This window comes from Streptomyces sp. DI166 (assembly GCF_900091315.1).
In the GTDB taxonomy this organism is placed as follows: Bacteria; Actinomycetota; Actinomycetes; order Streptomycetales; family Streptomycetaceae; genus Streptomyces; species Streptomyces fuscus.
On record NZ_FLSP01000055.1, the window covers coordinates 1 to 18409 of the forward strand.

Sequence of the window (18409 nt, forward strand, 5' to 3'; positions counted from 1 at the left end):
AATATCGGCCGTTCCGGAGGTGGGTGTCAAGGGTCACAGCGGAGGCAAAGAATTCGGAATCTACGCGCGTCCAACTCACTGGGCACTCTCAAGTAGCGGATGCCTCGCCAAGGTTGCCGAGTCGTCACCCACAAGTGGCCGAATAATGGCGGTCGGTTCACCTCCGCACCCCTCTTCAGGGCGCCGCGAGTCGACACGCGAGCGGCCCTTGACTGCACGGAACCCATTCCTGGAATGTGGGGCCAGCACACGTCCAGCCATTTGAGCCCTGAACCAGATGGCGCGTGCACGGAGGATTCCGCGCACGCGATCCGGTTCGTAACCCCCGGTAACTTTGCGGCCCTTTCCGTCTGGAGCGAGGACGAGCATGCGTATCGAGGCCGATCCCGAGGTCTGCATCGGCTCGGGCATGTGTGCGCTGACCGCACCCGATCTGTTCGACCAGTCCGAAGCCGACGGCACCGTGGTGGTGCTCAGCCCCGAACCGCCGGCCGCCCGCGTCGCAGCGGTCCAGGGCGCGGTGAGCCGCTGCCCGTCCCGTGCCCTGACCCTGCGCGAGAGCTGACCGCCCGCGTCCCGGACCACCCTCGTTGAAGGAGCAACCCGCCGTGAACAACCCGTGGTTCGGCCGCTGGGCGCCGCGAGAGCAAGCCTCATTCCGGCTGTTCTGCCTCCCTTACGCGGGCGGTGCCGCCGCGGCGTACCGCGAGTGGCACGCGCTCGCGCCCCCGCACATCCAGGTCTGCCCGCTGGAACTGCCGGGCCGGGGCAGCCGGTTCAGCGAGCCGCCGGTCAGCAGGCTCCGTCCACTGGTGGACGGGCTGGCGGGGGCGGTCGAGCCGTATCTGGAGCGGCCGTACGCGATCTTCGGGCACAGCATGGGTGGTCTGCTGGCCTTCGAACTGACCAGGACCCTGCGCCGCCGCGGCCGCCCGCTCCCCGCCCATCTGTTCGTCTCCGGCCGCTCCGCGCCCGACACACCCCACGAGTTCCCGCCCCTGGAGGGCGCGCCGGACGAACGCGTCCGGCAGCGCCTGCGCGAGCTGGGCGGAACCCCTCAGGAGGTGCTGGACGACCCCGAGTTGATGGATCTGGTGCTGCCCGTCCTGCGCGCCGACTTCTCCGTGCTGGAGAGCTACGAGTACCAGGAGGAACCCCCGTTGCCGGTGCCCCTGACGGTGTTCGGCGGCACCGCGGACACCCTGGTCACCCCGGCCCGGTTGCCCGGCTGGCGGCGCCAGAGCAGCGCGGGCTCCCGGCTGCGCATGCTCACCGGCGGCCACTTCTTCCTCCACACCACCGCCCCGGCGATCATGTCGGAGATCTCCGCCGCCCTGCCGAGGGCGGTCGCACGGGACACGGCGGCGTCCTGAGGACTCACCCGGTCACACCACAAGGCCGCGCCCGGACGGCGGGCGGGACCTTGTGCGCGGCTCAGTGCCAGTCGCTGATCTGCACGTCGCGCGGTGAGGGATCTCCCTTGCCGGTCTCGGCCAGTTTCTTCAGGCTCATCAGATAGACGGCCCACTTGGTGGAGCAGTGGTACATGAATTCCACCTGCTCCTTCCAGCCCTCGTGCCGGAACAGCACGATCGTGAAATCGCCCTGCCGTTTCAGTTCGAAACGCACCCGCGTCCCGATCCACTCCTCGGGTCCGTCGACGACTTCCCAGAGCACGAGTTCGGCCGGCTTCGCCTCCAGCACCTTCATGTCGAAGCCGCCGGGCAGGAAGCGGAACCGGATCACTCCCCCGACGTCGCTGTCCCCGTCGGTGTCCTCGGTCCACCAGCCCGCGAGCCCGTCGACGGTCGTCAGGGCCTCGTAGACCTTTTCGGGCGACGCCAGCGCGCCGACCCGGTGCAGGATGTCAACCATCTCACTGCCTCGTTTCCTGTCGTGTGTGCGGTGTCATTCCTCGCGCTCGCGCTGGATCGCCTCGGCGATCCGCTTGATGCGCTGCAACCTGGCGTCCCACATGGCCCCGACGGCCGACAACTGGGCCACCGCGCGGGCGAGTTGCGCCTCGTCGACCTCGTAGCGGCGCTCGCGTCCGGCCGGTGTGACGTGCACCAGGCCGACCCGGTGGAGCACTCCGAGGTGCTTGGTGACGGCCTGCCGGGTGACCGGGAGCTGCCCGCTCAGACTGGTCGGCGTGCCACCGCCGTCGGCCAGCAGTACGTCGAGCATCCGCCGCCGGGTCGGGTCGCCGACCGCGGACCAGAGTTCGTCGTCGACGGTGACGCTCATCGCGTCGACACCACCCGGGCGGCGTACTCGACGAGCCGGGGCAGGAAGTAGTTCCAGCCGGTGACGTGGTCGCGGTACTGCTCCTCCAGTACGGCGGCCTCCCAACCCTTCTCCCGGAAGCCGGTCTCACTGAAGCGCAGCAGCGTGCCGGTGCCGGAGGGGATCAGTTCGAAGGTCACCAGGAGGGAGTTGTCCGGCGCCGCCGTCCGGTCCTCGTCGTACACCCATCGGAAGGAGAAGCGGCGGGGCGGGTCGGCCTCCACGACCGTGACCGGGACGACCTTGGCCTCCGGGTCGGACTTGTCGCCGAAGGTGATGGCTCCGGTGCCGCCGGGCACCGGGTCGAGGTCGGCCTCGTCCGGCCACCACTCCCGCATGTGCTCGGGCCGGCTGACGACCTCGTAGACCACTTCCGGTGCGGCGGCGATATGGATCTCCCGCTCGATGCTGCCGTACTCCATGGGGCACTCCCAGCTATGTGCAACCTTTGGTTGCGTTTCACGCTAGGGCACCGGGAGGTGATGCGCAACCAATGGTTGCATTTCTGGGGTCTCAGGCTGCCTTCGCCCGCGCGGCGGCGGGGCCGACCCGGTACGTGGTCTTCCCCGGATCGTGCACCGGGTTCCCCAGCGTGATCCGCCCCGCCGACCGCAGTTCCTCGCACACGTCGGTCGGCAGGGCGACGTAGCAGCCACCGGCCGCCCGCCAGTACCCGTACCGGGGCCGTCCGCCCGCGTGGGCCGTGACGAAGACCGGGGTCCGCGGGTCGGAGACGATGCGCAGCACATCGGCGGCGGGCCCGGCGAGCGGGGTCGCGGGCCGTCGCGGACGGGAGGTGTACGGCATCGGCACGACCTTTCCGGGCAGAGGACGGGACACCGTTCACCCCGTCGAGGGCCCGGTGTTGATCATGCTGTGCCGCATTCTTGCCGACCCCTGTGACAACGGCCCCCTCTCACCTCCGCGCCACCCACCGCTCCGTGATGGCGAGCGCCGCCGCCATGATGCTGACCTGGGGATTCACCTCCGGGCAGCTCGGCAGGACGGAGCCGTCGGCGATCAGGACGCCCTGGATTCCGCGCAGGTGTCCGGCCGGGTCCGTCGGCGCGGACTCGGGCGCCGATCCGGCGGCGGCCGTGCCGGTGGGGTGGAAGGCGGACACGTGGAGGTGGCGGGCCCGGACCTTTCTCAGCAGTTCCCGCAGTTCCCGCGGCGTGCGGGCGCGCGGGGCGTGCGGGACGCCGGTGAGGACCTCCTCGGCCCCGGCCGCGAACAGCAGCTCCCCCATGGCCAGTTGGGCACGCAGCAGGCGGGAGGCGTCCCGCCGTGACAGGTCGTAGCGGAGCAGGGTGTGCTCGCGGCCCAGCACCCGGCCCGAGGGTTCGTCGGCGATCATGGCGCCGAGGGTGGCGAGGTGGTCGGCGCTCTCCAGCTCGCGGCGGAGGGTGCGGCCGACGCCGGGGAGGACGAAGGAGGTCATGCCCGGGGGCGCGGCCGTGGCCTCGATCAGGATGCCCTCGGAGTGCAGTTCCTCCACGCCGACGCTCTGGAGCACCGCCCGGCCGTCGGCGACCGGGTCACCGAACCGGCCCGCGACGCTCAGCGCCGGGTGCACGCTGAGGTTGCGGCCCAGCATCGGGTGGCCGCCCAGCCCGGAGCGGCGCAGCAGTTGCGGTGTCTGGAGGGCGCCCGCCGCGACCACCACCACGGGGCTGAGGATCTCCAGTTCGCTGCCGTCCGGCCGGCTCGCCACCACGCCCGCGGCCCGGGGGCCGCCCGGCCGGTCGGGGTCGGTGAGCACACGGCGGACCCGTGCCCCGGTGACGATGCGGGCGCCGGACGCGCAGGCGGCGGGCAGCACGGAGAGCTGCACGCTCTGCTTGGCGCCCGAGGGGCAGCCGACCACGCACTGGCAGGAGCCCCGGCAGCCGGGGGCGTTCCGGCGCAGGGGCGCCGCCTGCCAGCCCAGCTTCGCCGCCCCGGCGAGGGCGAGGTGTCCGTTGGTGCCGAGCACGTCCGTCGGCTGGCGCGCCACGCGCAGCGTGCGTTCGACCTCGTCCAGGGCGTCGGCGAAGCCCTCGGTGGCGGCGAATCCGTACCGGGTCCGCCAGCGGGCGACCACGTGGTCCGGAGTGCGGTAGCAGGTACCGGAGTTGACCACCGTGGTCCCGCCGACGGCCCGCCCCACCGGCAGCACCAGCGGCGGACTGCCGAGCGCGATGGTGGCGCCGCCGTCCCGGTAGAGGTCGGTGAACCGGTCCAGGGGTGCCCGCTGCCCGAAGGAAGCGGTGGAGTGGTGCTCGCCCTCCTCCAGTACGACCACGCTCAGGCCGGCGCGGGCCAGGGTACGGGCGGCGATGGCGCCGCCCGCGCCCGAGCCGATGACGACGGCGTCGGCGGTCGAGCGGCTCGGCCAGTCACGGGAGGGGGTCAGGTCCAGCAGGGGGTCGTCCGGGGCGGGCCGTCGCGGCAACGCGGGCCGGTGCAGGGCGCGTTCGGTCCCGGCCGCCAGCAGCACCGGTACCTTGACGGCCTCCAGCAGGGGCAACAGGGCTTTGCTGGCACCGAGTTGTGCCATCAGACGCTCGCGCTGGGCGTTGTCGAGTGCGCCGAGGCGTTTGCCGGTGCGGGCCACGGCACAGACGTCGATCGCGTGGGCCGCACCGCGGATCCCGGCGCGGGCGGGTGCGGGCAGCGAGTCGAGCAGCCCCCGCAGACGCCCCGCCCACGGTGCCGTGCCGTCCTCGGCGATCAGGGCCGCGGCCACGGCGGCGACGGTGGGGTTCATCGGGTGCCCACCTCCGCGTGTGCGGTGCCGGACAGCCGCCACTCGGCCTCCTGTCGCCATCTGCCCCGCCACTTCTCCAGCGTCACCACCGCGTCCGCGGTCTCGCTGTTGCGGCAGACCGCGCCCGATCCGTCGGGGTCGGTGTAGTCCAGGGCCAGCGTCCGCTCGGGCGGCTGAGTCACCGCCACCCGGACACGGCGCCTGCCCACCCGTCCCGTCACCCGCCACTCGGGCAGCCCGAGTTCCGCACGGAACCGGCCGAGGCCCGCCCACCCCACGGCGGCGCGTTCCGAACGGCGGGGCCAGGTGCGCCCGTTGTGCAGCAGGCGGAGGAAGACCAGGGGAGGCAGCCGGTTCAGGCCGGGGCGCACGGACACGGCGGCGACGATCTCCAGTACGTCGCCGCCGCCCAGGTCGGCGTGGAGCCAGGCCCAGCGCCGGGCGTTGCCGTGGCCGTAGATCCGGGCGCTCGCGCCGACGGCCTGCTCCAGCCGGAGCTCGCCCCACTCGCTGTGGCGGAGCGTGCCGTTGTAGACGCAGCGGGCCGCGGGGAGCATCTGACTGGCCGGCAGCAGGGGGCGGCGCCAGGACCAGCGGGGGAAGGTGTGCAGGGGCGGGGCCTGCGGGGTCTCGGTGAGTTCCCAGGCGAACGGGCCCGCCGAGCCGGTCAGCAGGCCGGGCTGGGCGAGGATTCCATCGGTCGTGTACCCCGCTCCCTGGCCGGTCCACGGCACGGGCCCGAAGCGGGCGTGCTCGACCGGCCCGTCCTTGGGGAAGCGGGCCACCCAGCCGTGCGCGTAGGCGCGGGAGCCGTCGGTGGGGGCCACGACTTCGTGGTGCAGCCAGATTCCGGTGCCGGTCGCCGGATCGGTGAGGGTCGTGTACCAGACCTCGGTGCGGCCTGGTTCGCCGTTCCACCGCGGGGCGAGGTCCCCTGTGCCCTCGGTCGCGCGAGGGAAGCGGAAGCTCGCCAGGAAGGGGGCGAGGCCGGTGGTGAGGGGGAAGCGCAGTCGGCCCTCACCCACCGGCTCGCCGTCCTCGTACAGGGTGACGGGCAGGACGGTCATCGAGGCGACGGGCCGTGCGGGGGTGAGGGACTTCCAGCCGTCGAGGGCGAGGCGGCGGCCGTCCAGGGTGAAGCTGATCCGGTAGCGGATACGGCGGCGGGCGAGCGGTGATATCTCCAACTCGCCGACGGCTTCGGCGTCGTCGGCCCGGCCCGCGATACGGACCCGGCCCGTCACCCGGGCCCGCGTCGTGCGGTGGGGCAGCAGCACGGACTCCGTGCGCACCACGAGGTCCAGTCGCATCGGGCGGTCGCGGTCCTCGTCGGCCAGGCGGACCCGGCCCAGCATCGTCTCGGTGAACGTGGTCACCCGGGCGGTCATCGGACACCGTCGCGGCGTCGGCGGGCGCGGGCGAGGTCGTCGAGCATGATGCGTTCCGTGGTCGACAGGTAGACGCCGGCCGCGGCGCGGGCCGCCGCCTCGTCGTGTGCGGCCACCGCCGCCACCACCGGGGCCAGCCGGTCGTGGGCGGTGCGCGCGTCGGCGAAGGGTCCGGCCAGTGCCGCCCGGACCGGCAGGTAGGCGTTGAAGAGGGTGTTGGTGAGCAGGACGTACACCCGGTTGCCGGTGGCGCGGGCCAGTGCCCGGTGCACCTCGGCGTCCGCCAGCTGGGCCCCCTCGCCGCCCTCCGCTTCGCCGACGGCGGCCAGCAGGCGGCGCAGTTCGGCGGTCTGCGCCGGGGTGGCCCGGGCGGCGGCCCGCTCGGCGATCAACTCACCGATACTGCGCCGCACTTCGAAGATCTCGCCGATCCAGTCCGGGCTGTGCCCCACGAGCATGGGCAGCAGGTCCGCGCCGCCGTGGCGCAGGAAGTCCCGGACGCGGGTGCCGACGCCGTGCTTGGTCTCCAGCAGTCCGGACTGCACGAGCCGTCCGAACGCGTGCTTGAGCGTGGTGCGGTTGACCCCGAACTCGTCCGCCAGCTCCCGCTCGGGCGGCAGATAGCTCCCGGCAGGCCGACGGCCGCCGAGGATGTCCTCCCGCAGCCTCTTCTCCAGTACGTCGACCGTGCTCTCGCGCGGCAATGCGCCCATCCCGACTCCCAGCAGTGCAGTGGTCCAGTGGCTCAGCCACTCAACCACTACGTAGACAGGGCGTCAACAAGTCGGTTCGCATGAGGCAACGCAAATGGCCCGCCCCGGGGTTCGGGGCGGGCCATCATCCGGAGCGCCGGGCAGGCCTTGCACCTGCATCTCCCCGCAGGAAGCGGGGCGTCTTTCCTTGGACCACCAACGCATCACCGGTTCCCCGGAGTTGGGGTGACCAGCGCAAGATCGACTATACCGCATCCGCACGGCGCCGTGCGTACACCTCGATCTCGATCTTCATACGGGGGTCGGACAGGCACAGTTCCGGGGTGATATGTCTAGTGCTGTCGGCATCACGAGCCGATATCTCCGTGCGTATGGAGACACAGGGAGAGAGGACCATGGAGCGCCCCGAACTGCCCCTCCCCCAGCTGCACGCCTTCGTCGTCCTCGCCGAGGAGCTGCACTTCGGACGCGCCGCCGCCCGCCTGGGCATCGCGCAGCCGCCGCTGAGCCAGCAGATCCGCCGCCTGGAGGACAAGGTCGGCCATGCGCTGTTCACCCGCGAGCCGGGGCGCGTCGCGCTCACCCCGGTCGGGCACGAGCTGCTGCCCGTCGCGCGCCGGGCCCTGAGCGACCTCGCCGACGGACTGGCCGCCGCCCGCGCGGTCGGCAGCGGCCGTACCGGACGGCTGCGGATCGGGTTCGCCGCCTCGCTCGCCCTGACCGTGCTGCCCGGTCTGCTGCGCGACTTCCGCCAGCGGTTCCCCGAAGTGCGGCTGGAGATCCGGGAGATGACGACCGCTCCGCAGCTCACCGCACTGCGGGAGCGGACCGTCGACATCGGGCTGCTGCGCGAGCCCGAGGAGGCCGACCGGGAGCTGGACTTCCGCACCGTGCTCACCGAACCCTTCGTCGCGGTCCTGTCGCACGGGCACCCGCTGGCCGCCGGACGGACCGTTCGACTCGCCGACCTCGCCGAGGCGCCGTTCGTCCTGCTGCCCCGGGAGGCCGGACCGGGGCTGTACGACCGGATCCTCGCCCTGTGCGCCGGGGCGGGGTTCGTACCGGACGTCGTCCAGGACGCCGTGGAGTGGCAGACCGTGTGCGCCCTGGTGGAGACCGGGCTCGGCGTCTCGCTGGCACCGGCGAGCATCCGGCGCATCCGCCTCAAGGGCGTCGCCTTCCGCGCGATCGAACCCGGCGCGGAGCGGACGCGGGTCGCTGTGGCCTGGCGCAAGTCCGACCGTAACCCCCTGGTCGCCCACCTCCTGGCGACCGTCAGTCCGCAGTCGCAAGCAACCCGGTGAGCACACCGGACACGGTGCGTGCTCCGCGCGAGTGAGCCCGCGTGCGCCGTCCTTGCGCCCCCGAGGCGCGCTTGTCAGCCGAGCTGATCAGGCATTACTGTCACCAGGCCTTGGTGAACGGGAAATCCGGTGCGAAACCGGTGCGGCCCTCGCCACTGTGATCGGGAAGTCCGGCTCCGGCCCTCGCGGGCAGCCACTGGGTCCTAGTGACCCGGGAAGGCGGAGTCGGGCGGTGTCACCCGTCAGCCAGGAGACCGGCCAGGGCACGTCAACCATCCACGAGGTGCTGGAGAGGGTCTGCTGCGCCATGCACATAGCCGAGGGTTTTCTGCCACCGGCGCACGCGGTCGCCTGGGGTGTCGCGTCCGCGCCGTTCGTCGTCCACGGAGTCCGCTCCCTCACCCGTGAGGTCAAGGAACATCCCGAGAGCACCCTGCTGCTCGGCGCCTCCGGAGCCTTCACCTTCGTCCTGTCCGCGCTCAAACTTCCGTCCGTCACCGGGAGTTGCTCCCACCCCACGGGCACCGGGCTGGGCGCGATCCTGTTCCGCCCGCCGATCATGGCGGTGCTGGGCACCATCACCCTGCTCTTCCAGGCCCTGCTGCTCGCGCACGGCGGCCTGACCACGCTCGGCGCCAACGTGTTCTCGATGGCGGTCGTCGGCCCCTGGGCCGGATACGCCGTCTACAAGCTGCTGCGGCGCTACGACGTCCCGCTGATGGTCGCCGTGTTCTGCGGTGCCTTCGTCGCCGACCTGTCCACGTACTGCGTCACCAGCGTCCAGCTCGCGCTCGCGTTCCCCGACCCGGGCAGCGGAATCCTGGGCGCGCTCGGCAAGTTCGGCTCCATCTTCGCCGTCACCCAGATCCCGCTCGCGGTGAGCGAGGGACTCCTCACAGTGCTGGTGATGCGGCTGCTGGTGCAGTCCAGCAAAGGTGAGCTGACCCGGCTCGGGGTGCTGCTCTCCGGCGGCGGGCGGGCGCGGAACAAGTCGACGGAGGCGGTGGCCCGATGAGCCGCAACACAAGGATCAATCTGCTGCTCCTGCTCGCCGTCGCCCTGCTCGCGGTCGCACCGCTGGTGTTCGGGATGGGCGACCACAAGGAGGAGCCGTTCACCGGCGCCGACGGCGAGGCCGAGACCGCGATCACCGAGATCGAACCGGACTACGAGCCGTGGTTCTCACCGCTGTACGAACCGCCGTCCGGCGAGATCGAGTCGGCGCTGTTCTCCCTCCAGGCCGCCCTCGGGGCCGGTGTCCTCGCCTACTACTTCGGCCTGCGGCGCGGCCGCAGGCAGGGCGAGCAGCGGGCCCTGGAGCGAGTGGGCGGCGCCGAGGAGTCCGACGGCGACGCGGGCTGACCGCCCCGTGCTGCCGATCGACGCGGCGGCGCACAGCAGCCGCTGGCGCCGCCGCCATCCCGTGGACAAGGCCGTGCTCGGGCTGGGCCTGACCGTGCTCGCGATCTCGCTGCCGCCCTGGCCGGGTGCCGCGCTGGTCCTGGTGACCGCTCTGACGGTCCTGCTGGGTCCGGCGGGTGTGCCCGGCCGGAAACTGTGGCGGGCCTACCGGGTGCCGCTCGGCTTCTGCGTCACCGGCGCGGTCACCCTGCTGGTGCAGGTGGGCGGGCCCGAGGATTTCGTGTCGTACGCCGACGACGGCGCCGTACGGGCCGGGGAGTTGCTGCTGCGCACCTCGGCGGCCTCGCTGGGCGTGCTGCTGTTCGCGTTCACCACGCCGATGTCGGACCTGTTGCCGCGGCTGGTGAAGGCGGGGGTGCCCGCGGCCGTGGTGGACGTGGCGCTGGTGACGTACCGGATGAGCTTCCTGCTGCTGGACTCGATGCGCCGGGTCCGCGAGGCGCAGGCGGCGCGGCTCGGGCACACCACGCGGGCCGCGAGCTGGCGGTCCCTGGGCGGGCTCGGGGCCACCGCGTTCGTGCGGGCCTTCGACCGGGCCTCGCGGCTCCAGGCCGGGCTCGCCGGGCGCGGCTACGACGGCACGCTGCGCGTGCTGGTGCCCGAGGCCCGGGTCTCGGTCCGTTTCACGGTGGCGAGTTGCGCGCTTCTGCTGACGCTGGTCGCCCTCACCCTCGTACTGGAAGGTCCCCTGTCATGACCGAGCTGGTGGCCCTCGAAGGCGCGTCCTACGCCTACGAGGAAGGGCCGACCGTACTGGACGGGCTGGACTTCGCGGTGCGCGAGGGCAAGTCGCTGGCTCTGCTCGGCCGCAACGGCAGCGGCAAGACCACGCTGATGCGGCTGCTGAGCGGGGGGCTTCGGCCGCGCGAGGGCCGACTGACCGTCGAGGGGCGGCCGGTGTCGTACGACCGCAAGGGGCTGACCCGGTTGCGGACGACCGTGCAGCTGGTGGTGCAGGACCCCGACGACCAGCTCTTCGCGGCCTCGGTCGGGCAGGATGTGTCGTTCGGCCCGCTCAACCTCGGCCTGGCCGACGCCGAAGTGCGCACGCGGGTCGAGGAGGCGCTCGCCGCGCTGGACATCACGGCGCTCGCCGAGCGGCCCACGCATCTGCTCTCCTACGGCCAGCGCAAGCGGGCCGCGATCGCCGGTGCCGTGGCGATGCGGCCGCGCGTGCTGATCCTCGACGAGCCGACCGCGGGCCTGGACCCGGACGGACAGGAACGCCTCCTCGCCACCCTCGACCGCCTGCGCGCCGCCGGCACCACGGTCGTCATGGCCACCCACGACGTCGACCTCGCCCTGCGCTGGGCCGACGACGCGGCCCTGCTCACCCCAGGAGGCGTACGCACCGGCCCGGCACCCGAGACGCTGGCCCGCACCGATCTGCTGGCGCAGGCGGGACTTCGCCTGCCGTGGGGTGTGGCGGCGGCCGAACTGCTGCGGGCGCAGGGCCTGTTGAACGGGTCTGCCGTCGGCCCGCGTACGCCGGAGGAGCTTGCCGCACTGGTCGCGGCGGCACCGGCCGATGGCTGACACCCCCCGGGGTCGTCCGGTCGAGGTGGACGGGCAGGAGCTCATCGCCGTGTCCGGCGAGGAGTTCGTCGGCCTGTCGGCCGCCCACCGCCAGGTGAGTGGTCGGAACACCCGCGTGCGGGTGCTGTCGGGCACCGTGGAGGAACTCCGCCGGGTGCTGGGCGAGGTGGGCGCCGTGCACGTCTGCGCGGGCACCGGCTGCGCGGTGTGCGCCGTGGTCGACGAGGCGACCGGGCGGGTACGGACCACCCGCGAGGGCGACGGACGCCGCCGGTCAGCCCGCTGAGGGGGCCCGATCAACTCCTCGACGGCCCAGCGGGCGACCTGGGCCGGGGTCGTCGGCAACTGGATCGAGGAGGGCTTCGAGGGCCTGCGGTGCGTCCCCACCGCCGTGAACCGGAGGATGTCGGTGTCCCTTCAGTGGCGGCGGCGCAGGGTCGGGTCAAGCAGGGAGGGCGGGGTGTCGTGCCGCTCGTCGGGGGCGAGGTCGGTGCCGGGTGCGACGACGGTGTCGATGGCGTCGAGGACGTCGGACGGGAGCACGGTGTCGGCGGCGGCGAGCTGGGCGTGCAGGTGGTCCAGCGTGCGCGGGCCGATGAGGGCCGTGGTGACGGCGGGGTGAGCGGTGACGAAGCCTAGGGCGAGCTGGATCATGGTGAGTCCGGCCTGGTCGGCGATGGCGGCGAGGCGTTCGACGGCGTCCAGCCGGGCGCGGTTGACGGGGCGGGAGAGGTCGAAGCGCTCCGGGAGCATCCTGGAGCGGCTGGTGGTGATGTCGCGGCCCGCGCGGACGGCGCCGGACAGCCAGCCGGAGGCCAGCGGGCTCCACACCAGCACGCCGAGGCCGTACTCCTCGGTGACGGGCAGGACATGGGCCTCGATGCCGCGCTGCAGGACGGAGTAGCCGGGCTGCTCGGTGACGTAGCGGCTCAGGCGGTGTTCGCGGGCGGCCCACTGGGCCTGCACGATTCGGTGTGCGGGGAAGGTGGAGGAGCCGAAGTAGCGGATCTTTCCGGCGCGTTGGAGGTCGGTGAGGGCGGAGAGGGTCTCCTCGTCGCTGGTGCTGGGGTCCCAGCGGTGGATCTGGTAGAGGTCGACGTGGTCGACGCCGAGGCGGCGCAGGCTGTCGTCGAGGGCGGTGGTCAGCCAACGGCGGCTGCTGCCCTGGTGGTTGGGCTCGTCGCTCATCGGCATGGTGGCCTTGGTGGCGAGGACGATGTCGTCGCGGCGTCCGGCGATCGCCTTGCCGACCATCTCCTCCGACTGGCCGGAGCTGTACCAGTCGGCGGTGTCGACGAGGTTGATCCCGGCTTCCAGGGCGGCGTCGACGAGGGCGGTCGCCTCGTCCTGGGTGGTGTTTCCGATCCGGCCGAAGTTCATGGCGCCGAGGGCGAGGGTGCTGACCTTGACTCCGGTGCGGCCGAGCGTGCGGTACTGCATGACGGTGTCGCCTCCAGGGCGGGAGATAAGGGCGAAGGGGTGAGGTGAGCAGGGCACGGCTTGGTGAGCGGTCCTCCGCTCTGGCATCATGGCCAAACGGAACCGCGTCCCGTTTTGACGATACGGAACAGTGTCCCGTTTAGCAATGGCGGCCGGGGACGGATGTGGAGTGGCGTGATGAGTGAGGGAGCGGGGCGGACCGCCCGGCCCAGGAGGGCGGATGCCCGGCGCAACGAGCAGACACTGCTCGACGCCGCCGCCGCGGTCTTCGTGGCCTCCGGCGTGGACGCGCCGGTGCGGGACATCGCGGCCGCGGCCGGCGTGGGTACGGCCACGATCTACCGCCACTTCCCCACCCGGGCGGACCTGATCATCGCGGTCTACCGGCACCAGGTGGAGGCGTGCGCGGCGGCGGGCCAGGAATTGCTGGCGGCCTGCCCGACCCCGTACGACGCGCTCGGGCAGTGGATCGACCGGTTCGTGGACTTCCTGGTCACCAAGCACGGCCTGGCCGCCGCGCTGCGCTCCGACGAGGCCGGCTTCGAGACGCTGCACGCCTACTTCCTGGACCGCCTGGTGCCTGTGTGCACCGAGCTTCTCCGGGCCGCGGCGGCGGCCGGGCAGGTCCGCTCCGACATCGCCGCGATCGAACTCATGCGGGGCGTGGGGAACTTGTGCATCGGCGCGGAGAACAGCACCGACTACGACGCGCGCAAGGTGGTGGGCGTGTTCGTGGCCGGGCTCCGCGCGGCGAGCTGATCTAGAATTCGGGTCCCACGACCGTCCGTCGCCGCCGCCGGGGCGGGGCAGGAAGAGGACCGCGCACATGGCCGCCGACACCGTCCCCCACCTCGTCGACCGCGGCGGCCGCCGCTACCCCTGCGACGAGCCCCGCTGGCGCGGCGACGACGGCTCACCTCTGATGACGCAGCCGCTGCCGGGCATCACCCGCGACGCGATCGACACCTCGGTCAACTCGCAGTGGCGCTACCGCGCCGCCCTCCCCCTGCCGGAGATCGACCCGGTGTCCCTGGGCGAGGGCCGCACCCCTCTCCTCCCGCGCACACTCGCCGGACTCCACGTGACCGTGAAGCCCGAGTCCATGAACCCCACCGGCAGCTTCAAGGACCGCGGCAGCTCCGTCCTGATCTCGGCCCTGCGCGCCCAGGGCATCCGCCGCCTGCTGGAGGACTCCAGCGGCAACGGCGGCTCCTCCATCGCCGCGTACTGCGCCGCCGCGGGCCTGGAGGCGCGGATCATCGCCCCGGCCGCCACCTCCCCCTCCAAGATCGTGCAGAGCCGACTGCACGGAGCCGGGGTGGACCTGGTCCCCGGCAGCCGCCAGGACGTCGCCGACGAGGCGGTACGCCGCTCCGGCTCCGTCTTCTACGCCAGCCACAACTGGCACCCCCAGTTCCTCCAGGGCGTCAAGCTGATCGCCTACGAGATCTGGGAGGACCTGGGCTTCACCGCCCCCTCCGCGGTCCTGGTCCCCGCCGGGGCCGGGAGCCTGGTCCTGGGCTGCGCCCTGGGCTTCGCCGAGCTGCGCCGCGCCGGCGAGATCGACCGCGTGCCACGCATCCTGATCAGCCAGCCCGAACACTGCTGCCCGCTGGTGCGGGCCCTGACCTCGGGCGCCGACGAGGTCGACGCCCGCACCTGGCCGACGACGCTCGCCGAGGGCACGGCCATCGCCCAGCCGGTACGCGACCGCGAGGTCCTGCGCGCGATCCGCGACAGCGGCGGCGCGGCCACGTCCGTGGCGGAGACCGACCTCCTCCCGGCGGTGACCGAACTGGCCCGAACCGGCCTCTTCGTCGAGCCCACCAGCGCCCAAGTCCTCCCGGCACTGCGCCAGTTCCGGGAGGCGGGCCAGGTCACGGAGTCCGACACGGTGGTACTGGTCCTGACGGGCTCGGGCCTGAAGGCGGCGCAGACGTTGAGCCGACTACTGGCCAAGTAGCACCCTGCAGGCCACGCCGGTCTCGGTGACACCGCCGTCCCCCGCGGGCTCCACCCGATACAGCCGGACATCCGCACTCCGCGCAACGGCGGCTTCCAGCCGCCCACTCCTGAAGTGCACCGCCACGCCGTCCTCCAGGGCCCACCCGGCAGGCAGCGCGCCACTGGCCACGGCCTGCCGATACCCCTCACGGCGGCCCGGCTCGCTGTCGTAGTGCGGGCAGACCGATCCGGGGAGCAACCCGAGCCCGTCCGGCAGGAAGGTCAGCGGGCCGAAGGAATCGGTGTGGGAGGCCTCGGCCCAGCAGTTGGCACCGGCACTGATGCCGCAGAGCAGCGTGCCCCGGCCGTGGGCCTCGCGCAGCAGCCGGTCGACGCCGTGGGTGCGCCAAATGGCCAGCAAGTTGGCGGTGTTGCCCCCACCGACGTACACGATGTCCTGGGCCAGCAGGTGGCCGCGGAGGGCGTCGTCGTCGAGTTCGCGCTGGAAGAGCCGCAGAACGGACGGGTCGCAGGCGCGGGGACCGAAGGCGGCCAGGAAGCGGTCGATGTACGCGGGAGCGTCGCCGCTGGCCGTGGGGACGAAGCAGATCTTCGGGCGCGGGCTGGTCACGCGGCTCAGCAACCAGTCGTCCAGCAGGCCGTCCTCGTCCATGGAGAACCCTCCCCCGAGCAGCACGATGCCCGCTTCCGGTTCCGTCATCCCCACCCCCTGGCTATAACGACCGTCATAGTCTACCGTGACACTCGCTCTATAACACTCGTTATAGGCACCCCTGCCAGAGAGGTATGCCTCATGCCGATGATTCGGCTCACCGTGCCCGCAGGTTCTTTGACCGACGAAGGCCGCCGGACTGTCCAACAGGACTTGGCCCGCGCGCTGTTGAAGTGGGAGGGCGCACCGGACACCGCCTTCTTCCGGGCGCAGGCGTGGAGCTTTCTCGCCGAGTTGCGCGAAGGCGCCCAGGTCACCGCGGAAGACGCGGCTCCGAGGTTCCTCGTGGAGGCCACTGTCCCGCAGGGCGCGCTGTCCGAGCGGCGCAAGGCCGGGCTCGTGAAGGACGCGACGCGGGTCGTACTGCACGCCGCCGGGCTCGGGGAAGAGGAGGCGCTGCGGGTGTGGGTGCTGGTGCACGAGCAGCCGGACGGCACCTGGGGTGCGGGCGGGGCCGTCATCCGGTACGCGGACCTCGTGGCCCTCGCACAGGACGCGACCAAGGAGCAGGCCACCCATGCGTGAGCTCACCTACGTCGCCCGCCGGACCGTCGAATGGCGCGAGGCCCCCGACCCCGAACTCCGTTCCGACCAGGAGGCGATCGTCGCGCCCGTCGCCGCCACGCCCTGCGACGTGGACTCCTCCATCCTGGCCGGCCACGGCTTCATCGAACCGCCCTTCGCGCTCGGCCACGAGTGCGTCGCCCGAGTCGTCGGGACCGGCACCGCCGTCACCGCCGTCGCGCCCGGCGATCTGGTCGTCGTGCCCTGGTCCATCAGCTGCGGCACCTGTGACCGCTGCCGACGGGGCCTGACCGCGCACTGCGCGAGCGTGCCGTACATGGCGATGTACGGCGCCCCGATCGGCGGCAGTTGGGGCGGGCTCTTCTCCGACCTGGTCCGTGTCCCGTACGCCGACGCCATGCTCGTCAAGCTCCCCGCCGGTCTCGACCCCGTCGCCATGGCCTCCGCCAGCGACAACTGGTCCCTCGCCTGGCGCCTGGTCGCTCCGCACCTCACGTCGCGCCCCGGAGCGCGGGTGCTGGTCGTCGCCCGGGGCAGTATCGGCCTGTACGTGTGCGACATCGCCCGCGCACTGGGCGCCTCGGACGTTCTCTACGTCGACCCCGACCCGCAACACCGGGCGCTCGCCGAGGACTTCGGCGCGATCACCGCCGAGGCCATCGAACCGGCCGCGCACAAGGACGGCTTCGACATCGCCGTCGAGGCGACCGGACGCGTCGACCAACTCGCCCTGGCCGTCAGGTGCCTCTCCCCGGAAGGGATCTGTGAAAGCGCGGGCAACCACTTCCGGCCCGGCGAACTGCCCCTGCTCGACATGTACCTCACGGGCGTCACCCTGCGCATCGCCCGCGACAACGTCCGCGCCCACATCCCCGACGCGCTCGCCCTCGCCGCGTCCGGCAAGGTCAACCCGGAGAAGGTGGTCTCCGACGTCATCGACTGGGAGGATCTACCGAACGCCCTGCCGCGCAAACTCCTCAAGCCGGTCTTCGTCCGCTCCGAGACCTGATCACGCCCTCACGCACCGGCAGCCGCGTCAGCGCCCCGCGCCTCCCGCACCCGCGACACCGCCAGCGCCCCCGCCTGCGCCAAGGCCCCCGTCAGCCCGACCCACAGGGCGAACCGATAGCCCACCTGATCGGCGAGCACTCCCCCGAGCGGCGCACCCACCGCCACCATCCCCCAGTTGAAGGACCGGATCGTGGCGTTCATCCGCCCCCGCAGCCCCTCCGGTGTGACCTGCTGGCGGTAACTCATCTCCACCGGACTCTCGACCCCGATGGCCATGGACACCAGGAAGAAGGCCAGCGCCACAGCGGGAACCGCCCAACTGCCCTCGTCGGCCAGGACGACGGGCAGCCAGCCCCCAGCCGCCACCACCCTGAACACGATCAACGTGACACCCACGTCGAACCGAGCCAGCACCCGCCCCGACACCGCACCCCCGAGCACCGCGCCCACCCCCGCACAGGCGTAGGTCACACCGAGACCGAAGTCACCGATCCGCAGCTCCCGCAGCGCGAAGACCACGAACACGGTGCTGACCACGGTGTTGAACAGCAGCATCGCGTGCGAGGTGAGGGCGACAGGCGCCAGGACCCGGTGCCGGTACACCCAGGCGACCCCTTCGCGCAGCTCTCGCCCCACCCCTCTGCGCTCCGCGCGCTCCGGCTCGGGGTCCGGCGCCTTGACGGCGGCGAGCAACAGCCCGGAGACGAGATAGGTGAGCGCGTCGACCAGTACCGCCAGTGGCGCGCCCACGTACTTGATCAGCACCCCGGCGATCAGCGGCCCGGTCGACCCGGCCACCGCACTGGCCTGCTCGGTCCGCGCGTACCCCGCGTTGAGCAGCTCCTTCGGCACCAGCTGCGGGACGTACGACTGGCCGGCCGCCTCGAACAGCAGGCTCAGCAGCCCCACCGCGAAGACAAGGAGGCACAGCGCGGCGATGCCGAGCTGATCAAGTGCGTACAGGAGCGGTACGGCCGCCAGCACCACCGCCCGCGCCAGATCCGTACCGACCATCATCGGTTTGCGCCGGTACCGGTCCACGAGCACCCCGGCGAGCAGCCCGAAGAGCAGATACGGCAGCCACCGTGCGGCGCTCACCACCCCCACCTCGGTTGCCGAGGCGCTCAGCGTCACCGCCGTGAGGATCTGCAGGGCGAGCCCCGATATCTGCACCCCGAACGCCGACACGGCCGAGGCGGTCCAGAAGAGGGGGTAGCCGGGGACGTCCGTCAGGCGGGGCACGGTCGGGATGGTAACAGGGCGTCCGGCGGACGGACCTTCACCAGTCCGCCACAGGCGCTCTGTTGACGCGCGTAGCGCGGGCCTTCAGTCTGACTGCATTCAAGGGCAATCGACGG

At 72.3% G+C, this 18409-nt stretch carries 22 protein-coding genes and 1 riboswitch; of the genes, 12 read left to right on the forward strand and 10 right to left on the reverse strand.

Annotated elements, in window-relative coordinates; genetic code table 11:
- Positions 1-367: 367 nt before the first annotated feature.
- A complete protein-coding gene (locus GA0115233_RS24625) occupies positions 368-565 on the forward strand; it encodes a ferredoxin (RefSeq protein WP_093722475.1) in 198 nt (65 codons plus the stop codon).
- 43 nt (positions 566-608) lie between these two features.
- Positions 609-1373, forward strand: coding sequence for a thioesterase II family protein (locus GA0115233_RS24630; protein ID WP_093722476.1), 765 nt, complete (start codon positions 609-611; stop codon positions 1371-1373).
- Positions 1374-1434: 61 nt separating this feature from the next.
- Here GA0115233_RS24630 and GA0115233_RS24635 read toward each other — a convergent pair whose 3' ends face one another.
- The 7 genes from GA0115233_RS24635 to GA0115233_RS24665 all read right to left on the reverse strand — a co-directional run bounded on the left by GA0115233_RS24635 (position 1435) and on the right by GA0115233_RS24665 (position 7136).
- A complete protein-coding gene (locus GA0115233_RS24635) occupies positions 1435-1875 on the reverse strand; it encodes an SRPBCC family protein (RefSeq protein ID WP_093722477.1) in 441 nt (146 codons plus the stop codon).
- Between the two features lie 33 nt (positions 1876-1908).
- Positions 1909-2247 (reverse strand): ArsR/SmtB family transcription factor, encoded by a 339-nt coding sequence (locus GA0115233_RS24640; protein ID WP_093722478.1) that lies wholly within the window; start codon positions 2245-2247, stop codon positions 1909-1911.
- Complete coding sequence (locus GA0115233_RS24645) at positions 2244-2708, reverse strand: SRPBCC family protein (protein WP_093722479.1); 465 nt, start codon at positions 2706-2708, stop codon at positions 2244-2246. The genes GA0115233_RS24640 and GA0115233_RS24645 overlap by 4 nt, the downstream gene beginning before the upstream one ends.
- A gap of 91 nt (positions 2709-2799) precedes the next feature.
- Positions 2800-3126, reverse strand: coding sequence for a hypothetical protein (locus tag GA0115233_RS24650; protein WP_354432175.1), 327 nt, complete (start codon positions 3124-3126; stop codon positions 2800-2802).
- 76 nt (positions 3127-3202) lie between these two features.
- Complete coding sequence (locus tag GA0115233_RS24655) at positions 3203-5035, reverse strand: GMC family oxidoreductase (protein ID WP_093722480.1); 1833 nt, start codon at positions 5033-5035, stop codon at positions 3203-3205.
- Positions 5032-6423: a hypothetical protein gene (locus GA0115233_RS24660; protein WP_093722481.1), complete on the reverse strand. Its 1392-nt coding sequence runs from the start codon at positions 6421-6423 to the stop codon at positions 5032-5034. The genes GA0115233_RS24655 and GA0115233_RS24660 overlap by 4 nt, the downstream gene beginning before the upstream one ends.
- A complete protein-coding gene (locus GA0115233_RS24665; protein ID WP_093722482.1) occupies positions 6420-7136 on the reverse strand; it encodes a FadR/GntR family transcriptional regulator in 717 nt (238 codons plus the stop codon). The genes GA0115233_RS24660 and GA0115233_RS24665 overlap by 4 nt, the downstream gene beginning before the upstream one ends.
- 395 nt (positions 7137-7531) lie before the next feature.
- Between GA0115233_RS24665 and GA0115233_RS24670 the strand changes: the two genes are divergently transcribed.
- The 6 genes from GA0115233_RS24670 (at position 7532) to GA0115233_RS24695 (ending at position 11684) form a co-directional block, all read left to right on the forward strand.
- Positions 7532-8440, forward strand: a complete 909-nt coding sequence (locus tag GA0115233_RS24670) for a LysR family transcriptional regulator (protein WP_093722483.1) — start codon at positions 7532-7534, stop codon at positions 8438-8440.
- A gap of 72 nt (positions 8441-8512) precedes the next feature.
- Positions 8513-8718: riboswitch (cobalamin riboswitch) on the forward strand.
- 29 nt (positions 8719-8747) lie between these two features.
- A complete protein-coding gene (locus GA0115233_RS24675; RefSeq protein WP_093722484.1) occupies positions 8748-9455 on the forward strand; it encodes an energy-coupling factor ABC transporter permease in 708 nt (235 codons plus the stop codon).
- The gene (locus GA0115233_RS24680) at positions 9452-9802 is read left to right on the forward strand and encodes an energy-coupling factor ABC transporter substrate-binding protein (protein WP_093722485.1); all 351 of its coding nucleotides are present in this window, start codon (positions 9452-9454) and stop codon (positions 9800-9802) included. Before GA0115233_RS24675 ends, GA0115233_RS24680 begins: the two co-directional genes overlap by 4 nt.
- A gap of 7 nt (positions 9803-9809) precedes the next feature.
- Positions 9810-10559, forward strand: a complete 750-nt coding sequence (cbiQ, locus tag GA0115233_RS24685; protein ID WP_093722486.1) for a cobalt ECF transporter T component CbiQ — start codon at positions 9810-9812, stop codon at positions 10557-10559.
- Positions 10556-11398 (forward strand): energy-coupling factor ABC transporter ATP-binding protein, encoded by an 843-nt coding sequence (locus GA0115233_RS24690; RefSeq protein WP_093722487.1) that lies wholly within the window; start codon positions 10556-10558, stop codon positions 11396-11398. The genes cbiQ and GA0115233_RS24690 overlap by 4 nt, the downstream gene beginning before the upstream one ends.
- Complete coding sequence (locus tag GA0115233_RS24695) at positions 11391-11684, forward strand: hypothetical protein (protein ID WP_093722488.1); 294 nt, start codon at positions 11391-11393, stop codon at positions 11682-11684. Before GA0115233_RS24690 ends, GA0115233_RS24695 begins: the two co-directional genes overlap by 8 nt.
- A gap of 131 nt (positions 11685-11815) precedes the next feature.
- Here the strand turns inward: GA0115233_RS24695 and GA0115233_RS24700 are convergent, their stop codons facing one another.
- Positions 11816-12838, reverse strand: a complete 1023-nt coding sequence (locus tag GA0115233_RS24700) for an aldo/keto reductase (protein ID WP_093722489.1) — start codon at positions 12836-12838, stop codon at positions 11816-11818.
- Between the two features lie 177 nt (positions 12839-13015).
- On the opposite strand from GA0115233_RS24700, the gene GA0115233_RS24705 reads away from it, so the two are divergent.
- Complete coding sequence (locus tag GA0115233_RS24705) at positions 13016-13597, forward strand: TetR/AcrR family transcriptional regulator (RefSeq protein ID WP_093722490.1); 582 nt, start codon at positions 13016-13018, stop codon at positions 13595-13597.
- 67 nt (positions 13598-13664) lie between these two features.
- Positions 13665-14801, forward strand: coding sequence for a threonine synthase (locus GA0115233_RS24710; RefSeq protein ID WP_093722491.1), 1137 nt, complete (start codon positions 13665-13667; stop codon positions 14799-14801).
- Here the strand turns inward: GA0115233_RS24710 and GA0115233_RS24715 are convergent.
- Positions 14787-15503, reverse strand: coding sequence for a Type 1 glutamine amidotransferase-like domain-containing protein (locus tag GA0115233_RS24715; RefSeq protein ID WP_093722492.1), 717 nt, complete (start codon positions 15501-15503; stop codon positions 14787-14789). The genes GA0115233_RS24710 and GA0115233_RS24715 overlap by 15 nt on opposite strands.
- Positions 15504-15596: 93 nt before the next feature.
- Between GA0115233_RS24715 and GA0115233_RS24720 the strand changes: the two genes are divergently transcribed.
- The gene (locus GA0115233_RS24720) at positions 15597-16040 is read left to right on the forward strand and encodes a tautomerase family protein (protein ID WP_093722493.1); all 444 of its coding nucleotides are present in this window, start codon (positions 15597-15599) and stop codon (positions 16038-16040) included.
- Positions 16033-17049, forward strand: coding sequence for a zinc-dependent alcohol dehydrogenase (locus GA0115233_RS24725; RefSeq protein ID WP_093722494.1), 1017 nt, complete (start codon positions 16033-16035; stop codon positions 17047-17049). Before GA0115233_RS24720 ends, GA0115233_RS24725 begins: the two co-directional genes overlap by 8 nt.
- Positions 17050-17057: 8 nt before the next feature.
- Here the strand turns inward: GA0115233_RS24725 and GA0115233_RS24730 are convergent, their stop codons facing one another.
- Positions 17058-18293 carry an MFS transporter gene (locus tag GA0115233_RS24730; protein ID WP_093722495.1) on the reverse strand — a complete coding sequence of 412 codons (1236 nt, stop codon included), beginning with the start codon at positions 18291-18293 and terminating at the stop codon, positions 17058-17060.
- Positions 18294-18409: the final 116 nt, after the last annotated feature.